Genomic DNA, 18,759 nt, shown 5'->3' on the forward strand with positions numbered 1-18,759 from the left:
CGCAGGAACACCTGTGCGTCACGGACTGTATGTGCCCGTCGTCGACGAGGGAGCCGGTAGCCCAGATGCGCACAGATCCCGCAGCCCGTTCGCAGTCGCCCGCCGGATCGTCCTCCGCCGGGGTCGGACCGGTCGCCGTCGTGGGTGCCGCGTGCCGGCTGCCCGGGGCGCCGGACGTCGCGGCCTTCTGGGAGCTGCTGGTACGCGGCGGGGACGCCGTCGGCGAGGCCCCGGCCGGCCGCGACCTGGGCGACGGCCCGCGGCGCGGCGCCTTCCTCGACGAGGTCGACCGCTTCGACGCCGAGTTCTTCGGCATCGGCCCGCGCGAGGCCGCCGCGACCGACCCGCAGCAGCGGCTGCTGCTCGAACTGGGCTGGGAGGCGCTGGAGAACGCCCGCATCGTGCCCGCCGCGCTCGCCGGCACACGCACCGCCGTCTTCACCGCCGCGCTGTGGGACGACTACGCGGCCCTGCACCACCGGGCCGGCGCCGCCGCGCTCGGCCGGCACGCGATGACGGGACTGGCGCGCGGGGTGCTGGCCAACCGGCTGTCGTATGTGCTGGGGCTGGCCGGCCCGAGCCTGACGGTGGACTCGGCGCAGTCGTCCTCGCTGGTCGCGGTGCACCTGGCGTGCGAGAGCCTGCGCCGCGGCGAGTCGGACCTGGCGATCGTCGGCGGCGTCAACCTCGTTCTGGGTCCGGACAGTTCGGCCGCGAGCGCGGTCTTCGGCGCGCTGTCGCCGGACGGTGTGTGCCGGACGTTCGACGAGCGCGCCAACGGCTATGTGCGGGGCGAGGGCGGCGTCGCGCTGGTCCTCAAGCCGCTGGCGGCGGCGCTCGCCGACGGCGACCGGGTGCTGTGCACGCTGCTGGGCAGCGCGGTCAACAACGACGGTGCGACGCCGGGCCTGACCGTGCCGGACCGGGCCGCCCAGGAGGACGTGGTGCGCGCCGCCCACCGCCGCGCGGGCACCTCGCCCGCGTCGGTGCAGTACGTCGAACTGCACGGCACCGGAACGCCGGTGGGCGACCCGATCGAGGCCGCCGCGCTCGGCGCCGCGTTGGGCGCCGGGCGGGATGCCGGCGACCCGCTGCTGGTGGGCTCGGTCAAGACGAACGTGGGTCATCTGGAGGGCGCCGCGGGCCTGGTGGGGCTGCTCAAGACCGCGCTGGCCGTCCGGCACGGCCGCATCCCGGCGAGCCTGCACTTCAGGACGCCGCCGGCCACGATCCCGCTGGCCGAGCTGCGGCTGGACGTCGTCACGGAGACCAGGAGCTGGCCGCGCGGGGACGGGCAACTGCTGGCGGGCGTCAGCTCGTTCGGGATGGGCGGCACGAACTGCCATGTGGTGGTGGGGTCGGTGACCGCCGACGTCGTCGCGGCGGGTTCCCCGGGCCCGGGCGGGTCCGCGGCGGCCGGCTCGGCGGCGGGTGGGACCGCGCAGGAGGGCGCGGGCGAGGGCGGGCTGCTGCCGTGGCTGGTCTCGGGGCGCGGGGCCGAGGCGCTGCGCGGGCAGGCGGCGCGGCTGCGCGACCGGGTGCGCTCGGCCACGGAACCCGGTGCCGGGGAGCGCGGCGAGGAGCGGGGCGGCGAGCGGGCCGTGGACGCGGCCTACGCGCTGGCCGCGACCCGTACGCACTTCGCCGACCGGGCCGTCGTGCTGGCCGCCGACCACGCGGCGGCGGGCGAGGCGTTCGACGCGCTCGCGGAGGGGCGACCGCACCCGGCGGTGGTACGCGGCCAGGCTGCCGCGTCCGGCGGGGTGGCGTTCGTCTTCTCCGGGCAGGGCAGCCAACGCCCCGGTATGGGCAAGGAGTTGTACGAGGCGTATCCGGCGTACGCGGCGGCGTTCGACGAGGTCTGCGCGGCCCTCGACCCGCACCTCGACCGGCCGCTGCGCCCACTCGTCCTCGACGGCGACGAGTCGATCCACCGGACGCAATACGCCCAGCCCGCGCTCTTCGCCCTCCAAGTCGCCCTTGTCCGGCTGCTGGAGAGCTGGGGCATCACGCCCGACGTCCTCGCCGGGCACTCCCTCGGCGAGCTCACCGCCGCCCACGTCGCGGGCGTGCTCACCCTGGCGGACGCGGCCCGACTGGTCGCCGCCCGGGCCCGGTTCATGGGCGAGGCCACGCCCGGCGGCGCGATGACCGCGCTGGAGGCGACCGAGGACGAGGTCCGGCCGCTGCTGGACGAGACCGCCGTCTCGATCGCCGCCGTCAACACCCCCTCGAACCTGGTGGTTTCCGGCGACCCGGAGGCCGTGCAGCGCATCACCGGGCATTTTGCCGCGCTCGGCCGCCGCACCCGCGCCCTCACCGTCAGCCACGCCTTCCACTCCCCGCACATGGAGCCGGTCCTGGACCGCTTCCATGTCGCGGCCCTGGGCGTCGCCTACCGGGCACCCCGTATCGCGCTGCTCACCAGCGGCGACCCGACGAGCGCCGCGTATTGGACCGAGCACATCCGCGGCACGGTCCGCTACCACGACGCCGTCCAGGCCCTCACCTCCCGCTACCACCCCGCCGCCACGCTGGAGATCGGCCCGGACGCCGCCCTCACCCCGCACACCCCCGACGCCGTCCCGCTGCTGCGCCGCAAGAAGGCCGAGCCGGAGACCGTGCTGCGCGCCCTCGCGGCGGCGCATGTCCGGGGTGCGGCGGTGAACTGGGCGGCGCTGCTGGGCAGTCGGGGCGGCCGGCCGGTGGACCTGCCGACGTACGCCTTCCAGCGGCAGCGCTACTGGCTGGACTCCGTCGCGGCCTCCCCGGCGCCGGTGCGACGGCCGCAGGCGGTGCCCGAGGCCGGCGAGAGCCCCGCGCCCACCGCGCCCGAGCCCGCGGCGCTGCTGGACCTGGTCCGTACGCACACGGCGATCGTGCTCGGGCATGTGACCGCCGAGGCCGTGGACACCGAACGGACCTTCAAGGACCTGGGGTTCGACTCGCTCGCGTCCGTCGAGTTGCGCGACCGGCTCCAGGAGGCCACCGGGGTCGGGCTGCCGTCGGCGCTGGTCTACAACCACCCGACGCCCGAGGCCGTCGTACGGCTGCTGCGCGAGCGGCTGTCGGGCGAGGCGCGGCCGGGCGGCGCGCGGGCGGCGGGGGCCGTGGCGGCGGCCGGCGACGACCCGGTCGTCATCGTCGCGATGGCGTGCCGCTACCCGGGCGGCGTCAGCTCCCCCGAGGAGCTGTGGGAGCTGGTCGCGGCCGGCGGCGACGCCATCGGGCCCTTCCCCGACGACCGCGGCTGGGACCTGGACGCCCTCTACGACCCGGACCCGGACCACCCGGGGACCGCGTACGTCCGCGAGGGCGGCTTCCTGCGGGACGCGGGCGCCTTCGACCCGGCGCTCTTCGGGATCAGCCCGCGCGAGGCCGAGGCGATGGACCCGCAGCAGCGGCTGCTGCTGGAGACCGCGTGGGAGACCTTCGAGCGGGCCGGCATCGCCCCGGACTCGCTGCGCGGCACGCGCTCCGGCGTCTTCGTCGGCGCGACGGCGCAGGACTACGGGCCGCGGCTGCACGAACCGGCCGAGGGCTTCGACGGCTATCTGCTGACCGGCAGTACGGCGAGCGTCGCGTCGGGCCGGGTCGCGTACACCTTCGGTCTTGAGGGTCCGGCGGTCACCGTGGACACGGCCTGCTCGTCGTCGCTGGTGGCGCTGCACCTGGCGGCCCAGGCGCTGCGGCAGGGCGAGTGCGACCTGGCGCTCGCGGGCGGCGTCACGGTGATGGCGACGCCGGGCATGTTCCTGGAGTTCAGCCGGCAGCGCGGGCTCTCCGCGGACGGCCGCTGCAAGCCCTTCGCCGCGGCGGCCGACGGCACGGCGTGGGCCGAGGGCGCGGGCCTGCTGCTGCTGGAGCGGCAGTCGGACGCACGACGCAACGGCCACCACGTGCTGGCCGTCGTCCGCGGCTCGGCGATCAACCAGGACGGCGCGTCCAACGGCCTGACCGCGCCCAACGGCCCGTCCCAGGAGCGGGTGATCCGCCAGGCGCTCGCGCAGGCCGCGCTCGATCCGGCCGACGTGGACGCCGTCGAGGCGCACGGCACGGGCACGCGACTTGGCGACCCGATCGAGGCGGAGGCGCTGCTCGCGACGTACGGGCAGCACCGGCCGGCCGAACGGCCGCTGCTGCTGGGCTCGTTGAAGTCCAACATCGGGCATGCGCAGGCCGCGGCGGGGGTCGCGGGGCTCATCAAGATGGTGCTGGCGATGCGGCACGGCGTGCTGCCGCGCACGCTGCATGTGGACGCGCCGACCCCGCATGTGGACTGGACGGCGGGCAACATCCGGCTGCTGGCCGAGGACACGTCCTGGACGACGCCGGACGACCGGCCGCGGCGGGCCGCCGTGTCGTCCTTCGGCATCAGCGGCACCAACGCGCACGTCATCGTCGAACAGCCGGTGGAGGAGCGGGAGTCGGACCCGGTGCCGGTCGCACCGGCGCTGTGGCCGCTCTCGGCGCACAGCCCGGAGGCGCTGCGGGCCCAGGCGGCGCGGCTGCGGGCGTACGTGGCGGAGCGGCCGGCGGTGGACGCGGGGCTCGTCGGGCGCGTCCTGGCCGCGGGGCGGGCGGAGTTGGCGCACCGGGCGGTGGTCCTGGCCGACGACCGCGACGAGGCGCTGGCCGCGCTCGCCGCCCTGGCCGAGGGCGCCGATCACCCGGCGGCCGTGCCGAGCACCCGGGCACGCGGCGGCAGGGCCTTCGTCTTCTCCGGCCAGGGCAGCCAACGGCCCGGCATGGGGCGGGAGTTGTACGCGGCGTATCCGGCGTACGCGGCGGCCTTCGACGAGGTCTGCGCGGCCCTCGATGCGCACCTGGACCGGCCGCTGCGCCCACTCGTCCTCGACGGCGACGAGTCGATCCACCAGACCCGGTATGCGCAGCCCGCGCTCTTCGCGCTCCAAGTCGCCCTTGTCCGGCTGCTGGAGAGCTGGGGCATCACGCCCGACGTCGTCGCCGGCCATTCGCTGGGCGAGCTGTCGGCTGCGCACATTGCCGGCGTTCTCACGCTGCCCGACGCGGCCCGCCTCGTGGCCGCGCGCGGGCGGCTCATGTACGCGGCCGTCCCCGGTGGCGCGATGACGGCGCTGGAGGCGACCGAGGACGAGGTCCGGCCGCTGCTGGACGAATCCGCGGTCTCGATCGCCGCGGTCAACAGCCCCTCGGACCTGGTGGTTTCGGGCGACGCCGACGCCGTGCGGCGCATCGCCGACCATTTTGCCGCGCTCGGCCGCCGCACCCGCGCCCTCACCGTCAGCCACGCCTTCCACTCCCCCCACATGGAGCCGGTGCTCGACGACTTCCGGGCGGTCGCCGAGACCGTCGACTACCGGCCGCCTCGTATCCCGCTGGTCGGCGGCGGCGACCCGACGAGCGCCGCCTACTGGACCGCGCACATCCGCGGGGCCGTGCGCTACCACGACGCCGTCCGGGCCCTCACCGCCGAGCACCGCCCCGCCGCCACGCTGGAGATCGGCCCGGACGCCGCCCTCACCCCGCACACCCCCGACGCCATCCCGCTGCTGCGCCGGGACCGGCCCGAGCCGCGGACCCTCGCGCTCGGCCTCGCGGCGGCCTTCGCGCCGCCCCGCCCGGCCGGCGCCGGGCACCCGGTCGTACAGGACCTGCCCACGTACGCCTTCCAGCGGCAGCACCTGTGGCTGCGGCCGGCCGCGGCGGGGGCCGGCGCGCAGGGGCTGGGGCTGGACGCGTCGGGGCATCCGCTGCTCGCGGCGGCGGTCGAGCAGGCGCAGGACGGCGGGCTGCTGCTCACCGGGCGGCTCTCCCGGGACGCGCAGCCGTGGCTGGTGGACCACGCGATCCTGGGCGCGGTGCTGCTGCCGGGCACGGCGTTCGTGGAGTTCGCGCTCGCCGCGGGCGAGCAGGCCGGGGCGCCGCGGGTGGCGGAGCTGACGCTGGAGGAGCCGCTGGTGCTGCCGGCGCGGGGCGCGGTGCAGGTGCAGGTCGCGGTGTCCGCCGCCGGGCCGGACGGCCGCCGGGCGGTGGGCGTCCACGCGCGGGCGGAGGGCGGCGAGTGGACCCGGCACGCGTCGGGGACGCTCGCGCCCGGCACCGCTGCCGCGCCGGGCCCGGCGGGGGCGTGGCCGCCGCCGGGGGCGGAGCCGGTGGACGTCGAGGAGCTGTACGCGTCGCTGGACGCGCTCGGCTACGCGTACGGGCCGGCCTTCCGCGGTGTCCGGGCCGCGTGGCGGCTGGGTGAGGGCGAGCTGGCGGCGGAGCTGGCGCTGCCCGACACCCGGGAGGCCGCGGGGTATCTGGTCCACCCGGCGCTGCTGGACGCGGCCCTGCACCCGCTGGTGGCCCGCGCCGCCGAGGGGGCGGCGGGCGGCCTGCCGCTGCCCTTCTCCTGGTCGGGTGTCGAGCTGTCGGCGACGGGCGCGGACGCGCTGCGGGTGCGGTGGTCCGGCGACGCGTTGACGGCGTGGGACGGGGCGGGGCAGCCGGTGCTGGGCGTCGAGGCCCTGACGCTGCTCCCGGCGGACCCGGCGCGGCTGTCGGGGGCCGGCGCGCCCGCCGGTGACCTGCACCGCGTGGCGTGGGTACCGCTGCGCTCGCCGGCGGCGTCGGGGCCGGCCGGTGCCGGTGCCGTTCTCGTCGCCGGGCCGGCCGAGCTGCCCGCCGACGTCCCGCCGGTCGTCGCCGTGCCCGTACCGCCCGGGCGCGGCGCCGCCGGCTTCGCGCTGGGCCTGGTACGGGACTGGCTCGCGGAGGAGCGGTACGCGGACGCGCGGCTGCTGCTGCTCACCCGGGACGCCGTCGCCGCGGTCGAGGGGGACACGCTCGCCGACCCGTGGGCCGCGGCGGTGTGGGGCCTGGTCCGCTCGGCGCAGGCCGAGCACCCGGACCGGTTCGCCGTCGCGGACACCGACGACCTCGACGCCCTGCCGGCACTGGCCGCCGCGCTGCCGGACGAGCCCCAACTGGCTTCGCGGGGCGGGGTTTTGTACGTGCCCCGGCTGGTCGCCGCGCCCATGGCCTCCGCCGCGGAGGGCGGCTTCACCGGGCGGAGGGTACTGGTCACCGGCGCCACCGGCGGGCTCGGGCGGCGCCTGGTACGGCACTTGGCCGAGCGGCACGGAGTGCGGGACTTCCTGCTGCTCAGCCGGCGCGGCCCGCTCGCGCCCGGCGCCGGCGAACTCGCGGACGAGCTGCGCGGCTTCGGGGTCCGGGCCACCTTCGCGGCCGTCGATGTCGCCGACCGGGGCGCCCTGGCGGACGTCCTGGCGCAGGCGGTGCACGAAGGGCCGCCGCTGGGCGCGGTGTTCCACCTGGCGGGCGGGCTGGACGACGGCACCGTCGCCGGGCTGACCGACGAGCGGCTGGACGCGGTGCTGCGGCCCAAGGCGGACGCCGCGCACCATCTCCATGAGCTGACACAGGAGTTGGCGCCCGAGCTGGCCGCCTTCGTGCTCTTCTCCTCCGTCACCGGTGTGACCGGCACTGCCGGGCAGGCCAACTACGCCGCCGCCAACGCCGCGTTGGACGCGCTCGCCGCGCACCGGCGGGCCCGCGGGCTGCCCGCGGTGTCGCTGGCCTGGGGGCTGTGGGCGGACGCCGACGGCATGGCGTCGGGGCTGGGCGGCGCCGAACGGGAGCGCTGGGCGCGCTCGGGCCTGCTGCCGCAGGGCACCGACGAGGGCCTCGCGCTGCTGGACCGGGTCCTCGCGGCCGGCGCCGCCGGGAGCCTCGTCCCGGTGCGCCTCGACCGCGCCGCCCTCCGCACCCGGGCCGTGGCGGGCCCGCTGCCCGCCGTGCTGCGCGATCTCGTACGGGCCCCGCGCCGCCGGGCCGCCACCGCCGCCGTGCCAGCCGCCGACGGCTCCTGGGCCGGCCGGACCGCCCGCCTCCCGGTCGCCGAACGGACCCGGGCCGTACGCGAGTTGGTACGCGGCACGGTCGCGACCGTGCTCGGGTACGCGACACCGGCGACCATCGACACCGGCCGGGCGTTCAAGGAGCTCGGCTTCGACTCCCTCACCGGCGTGGACCTGCGCAACCGCCTCGCCGCGGCGACCGGCCTGCGGCTGTCCGCCACGGCCGTCTTCGACCACCCCTCGCCCGGGTCCCTGGCGGCCCACCTGCTCACCCTGCTCCCCGGGGCGGACCGGGCCGACACGGCAGCCGCGGTGGCGACGGCGGCCGGCGTCCAGGATGACCCGGTCGTCATCGTCGGGATGGCGTGCCGCTACCCCGGCGACGTCACCTCCCCCGAGGAGCTGTGGGAGCTGGTCGCGTCCGGCGGCGACGCCATCGGGCCCTTCCCCGACGACCGCGGCTGGGACCTGGACGGCCTGTACGACCCGGACCCCGACCACATCGGCACCTCCTACTCCCGCGAAGGCGGATTCCTCTACAGCGCAGGCGAGTTCGACGCGGAGTTCTTCGGGATCAGCCCGCGCGAGGCGGTCGCGGCGGACCCGCAGCAGCGGCTGCTGCTGGAGACCGCGTGGGAGACCTTCGAGCGCGCCGGGCTGGACCCGACGGCGGTGCGCGGCTCGCGGACCGGCGTCTTCGCCGGCGTCATGTACAACGACTACGGCTCGCGCGTGGCCAAGGCCCCCGCGGAGCTGGAGGGTTACCTGCTGACCGGCAACACCTCCAGCGTCATCTCGGGCCGGCTCGCCTACACCTTCGGCCTGGAGGGCCCGGCGGTCACCGTGGACACCGCCTGCTCGTCGTCGCTGGTGGCGCTGCACCTGGCCGCGCAGGCGCTGCGGCAGGGCGAGTGCGACCTCGCGCTGGCCGGCGGCGTCACGGTGATGGCGCGGCCGGACACCTTCGTCGAGTTCAGCCGGCAGCGCGGGCTCTCCGCGGACGGCCGCTGCAAGTCCTTCGCGGCGGGCGCGGACGGCACCGGCTGGTCGGAGGGCGTGGGCCTGCTCCTGGTGGAGCGGCTGTCGGACGCACAACGCAACGGCCACCGCGTGCTGGCCGTCGTGCGCGGCTCGGCGGTCAACCAGGACGGCGCGTCCAACGGCCTGACCGCGCCCAACGGCCCCTCCCAGGAACGCGTCATCCGCCAGGCCCTCGCGCAGGCCGCCCTCGGCCCGGCCGACGTGGACGCCGTCGAGGCGCACGGCACCGGCACGAAGCTCGGCGACCCGATCGAGGCGCAGGCGCTCATCGCCGCCTACGGTCAAGGCCGCGCGGAACCTTTGTGGTTGGGCTCGCTCAAGTCCAACATCGGCCACACGCAGGCCGCCGCGGGCGTCGGCGGCATCATCAAGATGATCCAGGCCATGCGGCACGGCCTGCTGCCGCGCACGCTGCACATTGACGAGCCGACACCGCACGTCGACTGGTCCGAGGGCACCGTCCGGCTGCTCACCGACGCGCGGCAATGGACCACGCCGGACGACCGCCCCCGCCGCGCCGCCGTCTCCTCCTTCGGCATCAGCGGCACCAACGCCCACGTCATCCTCGAACAGCCCCCGGCGGACGCCGAATCCGCTCCCGAGCCGCACGCCGACCGCCTCACCCCGTGGCCGCTGTCGGCCCGCAGCCCCGAGGCCCTGCGCGACCAGGCGGCCCGCCTGCACGCACACGCCCAGGCCGAACCCTCACTCCCCGCCGCGCAGATCGCCCGCACTCTGGCAACGGGCCGCGCGGCCCTGGAGCACCGGGCCGTCGTCCTCGCGGACTCCGCTGCCGACCGGCTCGCCGCCCTGGCGGCCCTGGCCGCGGACGAGGACCACCCGGCGGTGGTACGCGGCCAGGCCGCCGCGTCCGGCGGGGTGGCGTTCGTCTTCTCCGGCCAGGGCAGTCAACGCCCGGGCATGGGGCGGGAGTTGTACGAGGCGTATCCGGCGTACGCGGCGGCGTTCGACGAGGTCTACGCGGCCCTCGACCCGCACCTGGACCGGGCGCTGCGCGAGCTGGTCCTGGACGGGGACGAGGCCATTGACCGGACGCAATATGCGCAGCCCGCGCTCTTCGCGCTCCAAGTCGCCCTTGTCCGGCTGCTGGAGAGCTGGGGCATCACGCCCGACGTGCTCGCCGGGCACTCGCTGGGCGAGCTGTCGGCTGCACATATTGCCGGCGTTCTGACCCTCCCGGACGCCGCCCGGCTCGTCGCCGCGCGGGCCCGGCTCATGGGCGCGGCAACGCCCGGCGGTGCGATGACGGCGCTGGAGGCGACCGAGGACGAGGTCCGGCCGCTGCTGGACGAGACGGCCGTCTCCGTCGCGGCCGTCAACAGCCCTACCAACCTGGTGGTTTCCGGTGATCCGGCTGCTGTCCGGCGCATCGTCGAGCACTTCGCCGCGCTCGGCCGCCGCACCCGCGCCCTCACCGTCAGCCACGCCTTCCACTCCCCCCACATGGAGCCCGTCCTCGACGACTTCCGCGCCGTCGCCGGGACCGTCGACTACCGGCCGCCCGTCCTCCCTCTCGTCAGCGGAGGCGACCCCACCGCCGCGGACTACTGGACCGCGCACATCCGCGGCACCGTCCGCTACCACGACGCCGTCCAGGCCCTCACCGCCGAGCACCACCCCGCCGTCACCCTGGAGATCGGCCCCGACGCCGCCCTCACCTCGCACACCCCGGACGCCGTCCCCCTGCTGCGCCGCAAAAAGTCCGAGTCGGCGAGCCTCCTGGCTGCCGTCGCGGCGGCCTATGTCGCGGGCGTGGCCGTGGACTTCAGCGGCACGCTCCCGGCCCCGTATCCCCTTGTCGATCTACCGACATACGCCTTCCAGCGGCGCCGCTACTGGCTGAGCGCCACCGCGGACGACGACGCCGGGCCGCTGCTCGGTGAGCCGGTGGAGCTCGCGGAGGACGGCGGGCTGCTGTTCTCGGCGCGGGTGGGGCGCGACCGGCTGCCGTGGCTGGCGGATCACGCGGTTGACGGGGTGCCGCTGGTGCCGGGCGCGCTGCTCGTCGCCCTGGCGCTGGAGGCCGCGGGCCACACGGACGCGCCGGCCGTCGAGGAACTGGCGCTGGAGGCGCCGCTCGTGCTGCCGGCCGACCGGGCGGTGGCGCTCCAGGTCGCGGTGTCCGCGGCGGACGAGGACGGCCGCCGGCCGTTCTCCGTGCACGCCAGGCCCGCCGACGACGCGCCCTGGGAGCGGCACGCCGCGGGCCTGCTCGGCCCCGAACCGCAGCCGGTGGGAGCGGCGCCGCTGGGTGCGTGGCCGCCTGCCGGGGCGCGGCCGGTCGAGGTCGCGGAGGCGTACGCGGACCTCGCCGCGCTCGGTTACGGCTACGGTCCGGCTTTCCGCAACCTCGCCGCCGCATGGCGGGCCGCCGACGGCACGCTCTTCGCCGAGGTGCGGCTGCCCGACGAACTGGCCGACTCCGCAAGCGGTTTCGCCCTGCACCCGGCGCTGCTGGACGCGGCGCTGCATCTGCTGCCGCTCCAGGGCGACGGCGGCGTGCGGCTGCCGTTCGCGTGGTCGGGCGTGCGGCTGCGCGCGGTGGGCGCGACGTCGCTGCGGGTACGGCTGGCGCCGGTGCCGGGCGGTGACGCGGTGGCGGTGCTGCTGGCCGACCCGGCGGGCGGCACCGTCGCCGAGGTCGACCGGCTGGCGCTGCGACCGCTGCCGCAGGGCGCGTTGGCCGCCGCGAGCGGTGGCAGCCCGCTGTACGAGGTGGCCTGGGTCGCGGCCGGCCCCGCAGCCGCCCCGGCCGCACCCGCCGCGCGCCTGGTCCGTATCGGGGCGGCCGGCTCCCCCGCCGAGGCTGCGGGCAGCGCGCTGGCGCACGTCCAGGAGTGGCTGGCGGACGGTGCGGAGGGCACGCTCGCCCTGGTCACCTCGCATGCCGTCGCGGCCCTCGGCGGTGAGGGTGTACGGGATACGGCGGCGGCTGCGGTGTGGGGCCTGGTGCGTACCGCGCAGAGCGAATACCCGGACAGGTTCGTGCTGGTCGACACCGACGGTACGGCCGCGTCCGAGGCGGCACTCGGGGCGGCGGCCGGCTCGGGTGAGCCGCAACTGGCGCTGCGTGACGGCCGGTTGCTGGTCCCCCGGCTGGCGAGGACGGCCGCCACGCCTGCCGGGCCCGGTGTCTTCGGCGCCGGTACGGTGCTGGTCACCGGCGCGACCGGGGCGCTCGGCGGGCTCGTCGCCGAACATCTGGTCACCCGGCACGGCGTGCGGAACCTGCTGCTCACCAGTCGTCGCGGGCCGGAGGCACCCGGCGCAGCCGAACTCCTCGACCGGCTCCACGCGCTCGGCGCGCACGCCGAGTTGGCGGCCTGCGACGCCGCCGACCGGGACGCGCTCGGCGCGCTCCTCGGCGCCGTCCCCGCCGAACGCCCCCTGACCGGTGTCGTCCACGCGGCGGGCGTGCTGGACGACGGCCTGCTCACCGACCTCACCCCCGGCCGGCTGGCACATGTGCTGAGCGCCAAGGCCGACGCGGCGCAGCATCTGCACGAGTTGACGCGCGGCAGCGACCTCGCCGCTTTTGTGCTCTTCTCCTCCGTCGCCGGTGTCGCCGGGACCGCCGGGCAGGCCAACTACGCGGCAGCGAATGCCGCGTTGGACGCGCTGGCCGAGCACCGGCGCGGGCTCGGGCTGCCGGCGCGGTCGGTGGCGTGGGGGCTGTGGCAGGGCCTCGACGGCATGGGCGCGGAGCTGTCGGCGGCCCACCTGGCGCGGCTGCGGCGGACCGGTATCGCGCCGCTGCCCGCGGAGCAGGCGCTGCGCCACTTCGACGCGGCCCTCGGCGCCGATGGGCCCGCGGTGCTCGTCGCCTCGGCCTTCGACACCGCCGCGCTGTCCGCGGCGGACCCGGCGCCTCCTGCGCCGCTGCGCTCGCTGATGCGGGCCCGCCCGGTGCGGCGCACCGCCGCCGCGGCGGGAACGCGGCGGGAGGGCTCGTTCGCGGAGCGGCTGGCGGGGCTCGCCCGGCCCGAGGCGCGGCGGCTGGTGCTGGACCTGGTGCGGCGGACGGCCGCGACGGTGCTCGGCCACAGCGACGCGGGCGCGGTCGCGGACGGCCGCGCGTTCACCGACCTGGGCTTCGACTCGCTCGCCGCGGTCGACCTGCGCAACCGGCTCGGCGCGGCGACCGGCCTGCGGCTGCCGACCACGCTGGTCTTCGACCACCCGACGCCGGTGGCGCTCGCGGAGCAGCTGCTGGCCGAACTGCCCGCCGAACTCACCGCCGCCGAGGGCAAGTCGGTGGCCCCCGGCTCCGCCGCGGTCCCTCGTGACACGGACCCCATCGCGATCGTGGCGATGGCCTGCCGCTATCCGGGCGGGGTGCGCTCGCCCGAGGACCTGTGGCAGTTGGTGGCCGACGGGGTGGACGCGGTCTCGGAGTTCCCGGCCGACCGCGGCTGGGACCTGCGGACGCTGTACGACCCGGAGGGCGCGCGGACGGGCAGTTCGTACACCCGCCACGGCGGATTCCTGCACGACGCCGCGGACTTCGACCCGGACTTCTTCGGGATGAGCCCGCGGGAGGCGCTCACGACCGACCCGCAGCAGCGGCTGTTGCTGGAGACCGCGTGGGAAGCCTTCGAGCGGGCGGGGGTGGACCCGCACACGCTGCGGGGCTCGCGGACCGGAGTGTTCGCGGGCGTGATGTACAACGACTACGGGGCGCGGCTGCACCAGGGTGGGCAGGCCCCGGACGGCGTCGAGGGCTACCTGGTCAGCGGCAGCGCGGGCAGCGTGGCGTCCGGCCGGGTCGCGTACACCTTCGGTCTTGAGGGGCCCGCGGTCACCGTGGACACGGCGTGCTCGTCGTCGCTGGTGGCGCTGCATCTGGCGGCGCGGTCGCTGCGTGCCGGTGAGTGCGACCTGGCGCTCGCGGGCGGTGTCACGGTGATGGCGAGCCCGGCCACGTTCGTGGAGTTCAGCCGGCAGCGCGGGCTGTCCGCGGACGGCCGCTGCAAGCCGTTCGCGGCGGCGGCCGACGGCACCGGCTGGAGCGAGGGTGCCGGGCTGCTGCTCGTCGAGCGGCTGTCCGACGCCCGCCGCAACGGCCACGAAGTGCTGGCGCTGGTGCGGGGTTCCGCGGTCAACCAGGACGGCGCCTCGAACGGGCTGACCGCCCCCAACGGCCCTGCCCAGCAACGGGTGATCCGCGCGGCGCTCGCCGACGCGGGGCTGGCGCCCGCCGACGTGGACGCCGTCGAGGCGCATGGCACCGGGACGACGCTCGGTGACCCGATCGAGGCGCAGGCGGTGCTCGCGACGTACGGCCAAGGCCGGCCTGCGGAGCGGCCGTTGCGGCTGCGGTCGGTGAAGTCGAACATCGGGCACACGCAGGCCGCGGCCGGCGTCGCGGGCGTCATCACGTCGGTGCTGGCGATGCGGCACGGTGTGCTGCCGCGCAGCCTGCATGTCGACGAGCCGACGCCGCACGTCGACTGGGCGGCGGGCGCGGTGGAGCTGCTGACGCAGCAGGCGCCGTGGCCGCAGGTGGACCGGCCGCGCCGGTCGGCGGTGTCGTCGTTCGGCATCAGCGGCACGAACGCGCATGTGGTGCTGGAGCAGGGCGACTTCCCGGCAACCGCGGACGAGCGGGAGCCGGGGCGGCCGGTGGCCGATCCGGTGGTGGTGCTCGCCGCGCACTCGGCGGAGGCGCTGCGTTCCCGGGCGGCCCAGCTGCGCTCCCTGGCCGAGTCCCGGCCCGAGCTGGACGCGGCGGCGCTGGCCCGTACGTCCGCCGGCCGGGCGGCGGCAGGGCTGGCCCACCGGGCGGCGATCGCGGCGGGCGCCGATGTCCCGGCGGTGGTACGGGCGTTGGCCGCCCTGGAGGACGGCGGTACGGCCCCCGGGCTGATCCGCGGAACCACTTCAGGGGCGGCGCCCCGGGTGGCCTTCCTCTTCACCGGGCAGGGCAGCCAGCGGCTCGGCATGGGGCACGAACTGTACGACTCCTACGGTGACTTCGCCGCCGCGTTCGACGAGGTGTGCGCGGCGCTCGACCCGCACCTGGACCGGCCGCTGCGGGACGTGGTCTTCGGCTCCCCCGGCGCGGAGCCGGTGCTGGACCGCACCGGCTACGCCCAACCGGCGCTCTTCGCACACCAGGTGGCGCTGCTGCGGCTCGCCGCCACGCGCGGGGTGCGGCCGGACGCGGTGCTCGGCCACTCGGTGGGTGCCATCGCGGCGGCGTACGCGGCGGGCGCGCTGACACTGCCGGACGCGGCCCGGCTGGTCGCCGCGCGCGGCCGGCTGATGCAGCAACTGCCGCCGGGCGGCGCGATGGTGGCACTGTCGGTCGGCGAGGACGAGGCGGCGGCGCTGCTGGCGGGCTACGCGGACCGGGCGGGCATCGCGGCGGTCAACGGGCCGCGGGCGACGGTGGTTTCGGGCGCCGAGGACGCGGTGCTCGCGGTGGCCGAGCGGGCCCGGGCGGAAGGCGCCCGCACCCGGCGGCTGACGGTCAGCCATGCCTTCCACTCGCCGCTGATGGAGCCGGTGCTCGCCGACTTCCGCGACGTCGTCGCGGGGATCGACGTCTCCGCGCCACGGCTGCCGTTCGTCTCCGACGTCACCGGCCGGATCGCGACCGCGGACGAACTGGCCTCCCCCGACTACTGGGTGCGGCACATCCGGCAGGCGGTGCGCTTCGCCGACGGGGTGCGGGCGCTGCACGAGGACGGCGTGGGCGCGTACGTCGAGATCGGGCCGGACGCGGTGCTCATGACGATGGCCGAGGAGACACTGGCCGAAGTGGGCGCGTCCGCACCGCTGTTGCCGCTGCTGCGGCGCGACCGCCCGGAAGGCGCGGCCTTCTCCGCCGCGCTCGGCGGACTGTACGCGGCGGGCGCCGGCATCGACTGGCGGGCCCAGCACGGCGAGGGCGAGCGCGCGGACCTGCCCACGTACCCCTTCCAGCGCGAGCGCTACTGGCTCGACGCACCCGCGCCGCGCGGCGGCGGCATCGACGCGGTGGGCCTGGCGGACACCGGCCACCCGCTGCTCGGCGCGGCCGTCGAACTTGCCGGCGGCACCGGCACGGTCCACACCGGGCGGCTCTCCCTGGCCGCGCACCCGTGGCTGGCCGACCACGCGGTCTCCGGTGCGGCGGTGCTGCCCGCGACGGCCGTGCTGGACCTGGCCCTGCACGCAGCCCGCCGCTCGGACGTGCCGGTGCTGCACGAACTGACCCTGCACGCGCCGCTGTTGCTGCCGGACCTCGGCTCGGTGCTGCTCCAGGTGACGGTGGACGGCCCGGGCGGCCCGGACGGCGACGGCCTGCGGACGGTGACCGTGCACGGCCGCGAGGACGGCGGCGAGTGGACGGTGCACGCGAGCGGTGTCGTGGGCCCCGAGGACGAGGCGGAGCCCGCGGCGGACGGTGGGGAGTGGCCGCCCGAGGGGGCCGAGGCCGTGCCGGTCGCGGACGCGTACGAGCGGCTGGCCGCGCTCGGTTACGCGTACGGGCCGGCCTTCCGCGGGCTGCGGGCCGCGTGGCGCGGGGCCGGCGGGGAGCACTACGCCGAGGTCGCGCTGCCGGCGGCCGGTGACGGTTTCCTGCTGCACCCGGCACTGCTGGACGCGGCGCTGCACCCGCTGGCGCTGGACGGCCCGGGGCCGGGCGGCGGGCTGCGGGTGCCGTTCGCCTGGCACGGCGTACGGCAGCACCGGGCGGCGGCGCACGGCCCGCTGCGGGTGCGGCTCACCCCGGTGCCGGACGGCGAGCAGGAGGCCGTGGCGCTGGAGGTGACGGACCAGGAGGGCACGCCCGTGCTGTCCGTCGCGGCCCTGGCGATCCGCGAGGCCGACCCGGCGCTGCCGGCGTCCGGCCGGCCGCTGCACCACGTGGAGTGGACCCCGGTCACCGCGGACGCAGCGGCGCCCGCCCCCGCGTACGACGTGCTGCACATGGCGGAGGAGTGGGCGCACGACCCGCACGCGGCGGTCCTCGGCGTCCTGGCCGCGCTGCGGGAACGCATCGAGGACGAGTCGGCACAGACCCCGCTGGTCGTCCTGACCACGGGCGCGGTCGCCACGACGCCCGGCGAGCCCGTCGAGGCCCTGGGCCACGCCGCCGTCTGGGGCCTGGTCCGCACGGCCCAGACCGAACACCCCGGCCGCTTCGTCCTGGCCGACACCGACACCCCCACGGCCCCTGCCCTCCCCCCGGCCCTCACCACCGCCGAGCCCCAACTCGCGCTCCGCGCGGGGAGGGTGCTGGTCCCCCGGCTGACCCGGGTGCCCACTCCCGCCGGCCCGACGCCCCTCGCCGGGCCCGGCTCTGCGACCAGTACCCCGGCGGAGACCAGCGCCCTCGGTGCGCTGCCCGCCGACGGCCCATCGCCCGTCACCATTACCCCGAGCACGGCGGCGACGGCCGCCCCCGACACCGCCCCGATGGCCGGTGACACGCCCGAGGCGCGCGACCCCGACGACACCCCGCCCGCCACCGGCGTCTTCGGTGACGGCACCGTGCTCGTCACCGGCGCCACCGGGGCGCTCGGCGGGCTCGTCGCCGAGCACCTGGTCACCCGGCACGGCGTGCGGAACCTGCTGCTCACCAGCCGCCGCGGGCCGGACGCACCCGGCGCCGCCGCACTCCTCGACCGGCTCCACGCGCTCGGCGCACACGCCGAGTTGGCCGCCTGCGACGCCGCCGACCGCGACACACTCGGCGCCCTGCTCCGCGGCATCCCCGCCGAACGCCCGCTCACCGGTGTCGTGCATGCCGCCGGGGTCACCCGGGACGCGACGCTGAGCTCGGTCGGGGAGGACGCGGTCGGCGAGGTGCTGCGGGCCAAGGCGGACGCCGCGTGGCTGCTGCATGAGCTCACCGCCGAATCCGCCCCCGGCATACGGGCGTTCGTGCTCTTCTCGTCCGTCGCCGGCCTGGTCGGCAACGCCGGGCAGGCGCCCTATGCCGCGGCGAACGCCTATCTCGACGCACTGGCCGAGCACCGGCACGCGCGCGGGCTGCCCGCCGCCTCGCTCGCGTGGGGCCTGTGGCAGGCCGAGGACGGCATGGGCGGCGCCCTCAGCCCCGCGGACCTGGCCCGTATCGCCAGGACGGGCATCGCACCGCTGACCGTGGCGGACGGACTCGCCCTGTTCGACGCCGCGTTGGCCTCGGGGCTGCCGGTGACGGTGCCGGTGCAGCTGGAGACCGCGGCGCTGCGGGCGGCCGGCGACCCGGCGCGCGTACCGGTGCTGCTGCGCTCGCTGGTACGGCTTCCGCAGCCGGCCGCCGCACCGCAGGCCCGCACCGGACAAAGCCCGGCGGCAGCCGCGACGTTGCCGTGGCTGCGCAAGCTCGCCGAGGCCGCGCCGGCGGACCAGCCGCGGGTCGCGCTCGACCTGGTGCGCGGCACGATCGCCGAGGTGCTGCACCACGCCCCGAACCGCACCGTGCCCGCCGACCGCGGCCTGATGGACATCGGCTTCGACTCGCTCACCGCGGTGGAACTGCGCAACCGGCTCGGTGCCGAGACGGGCCTGCGGCTGCCCACCACCGTGCTGTTCGACCACCCCACGGCGAGCGCGCTCGCCGCGCACCTGCACGGCGAGCTGTCCGACCGGCTGCCCGGCGCGGCCTCCGCGGCGCTCGCGCACCTGACGGACCTGGAGGCCGCCGTCACCGGCGCCGACCTCGACGAGGAGGACAGGGGCCGGCTCGCCGCCCGACTCGCGGCGGTACTGGGCCGGTTGAGCCCCGGCGCCCTGCCCGGCACCGTGCCGGGCGCCGCCCCCGCGCCCGGCACCGACCTGCTCACCGCCGCCTCCGACGACGAACTGTTCGACCTCATCGACGGCCAACTCGGCGCCGACTGACCCCGATCCGCTC

Annotated in this window: 1 protein-coding gene; it reads left to right on the forward strand. The window is 77.1% G+C overall.

Annotated elements, in window-relative coordinates; all coding sequences use genetic code 11:
• Nucleotides 1–65 precede the first annotated feature (65 nt).
• Nucleotides 66–18,746, forward strand: coding sequence for a type I polyketide synthase (locus tag HCN08_RS17625; RefSeq protein ID WP_167984067.1), 18,681 nt, complete (start codon nucleotides 66–68; stop codon nucleotides 18,744–18,746).
• Nucleotides 18,747–18,759: the final 13 nt, after the last annotated feature.

The organism is Actinacidiphila epipremni (assembly GCF_012034175.1).
Taxonomy (GTDB): domain Bacteria; phylum Actinomycetota; class Actinomycetes; order Streptomycetales; family Streptomycetaceae; genus Actinacidiphila; species Actinacidiphila epipremni.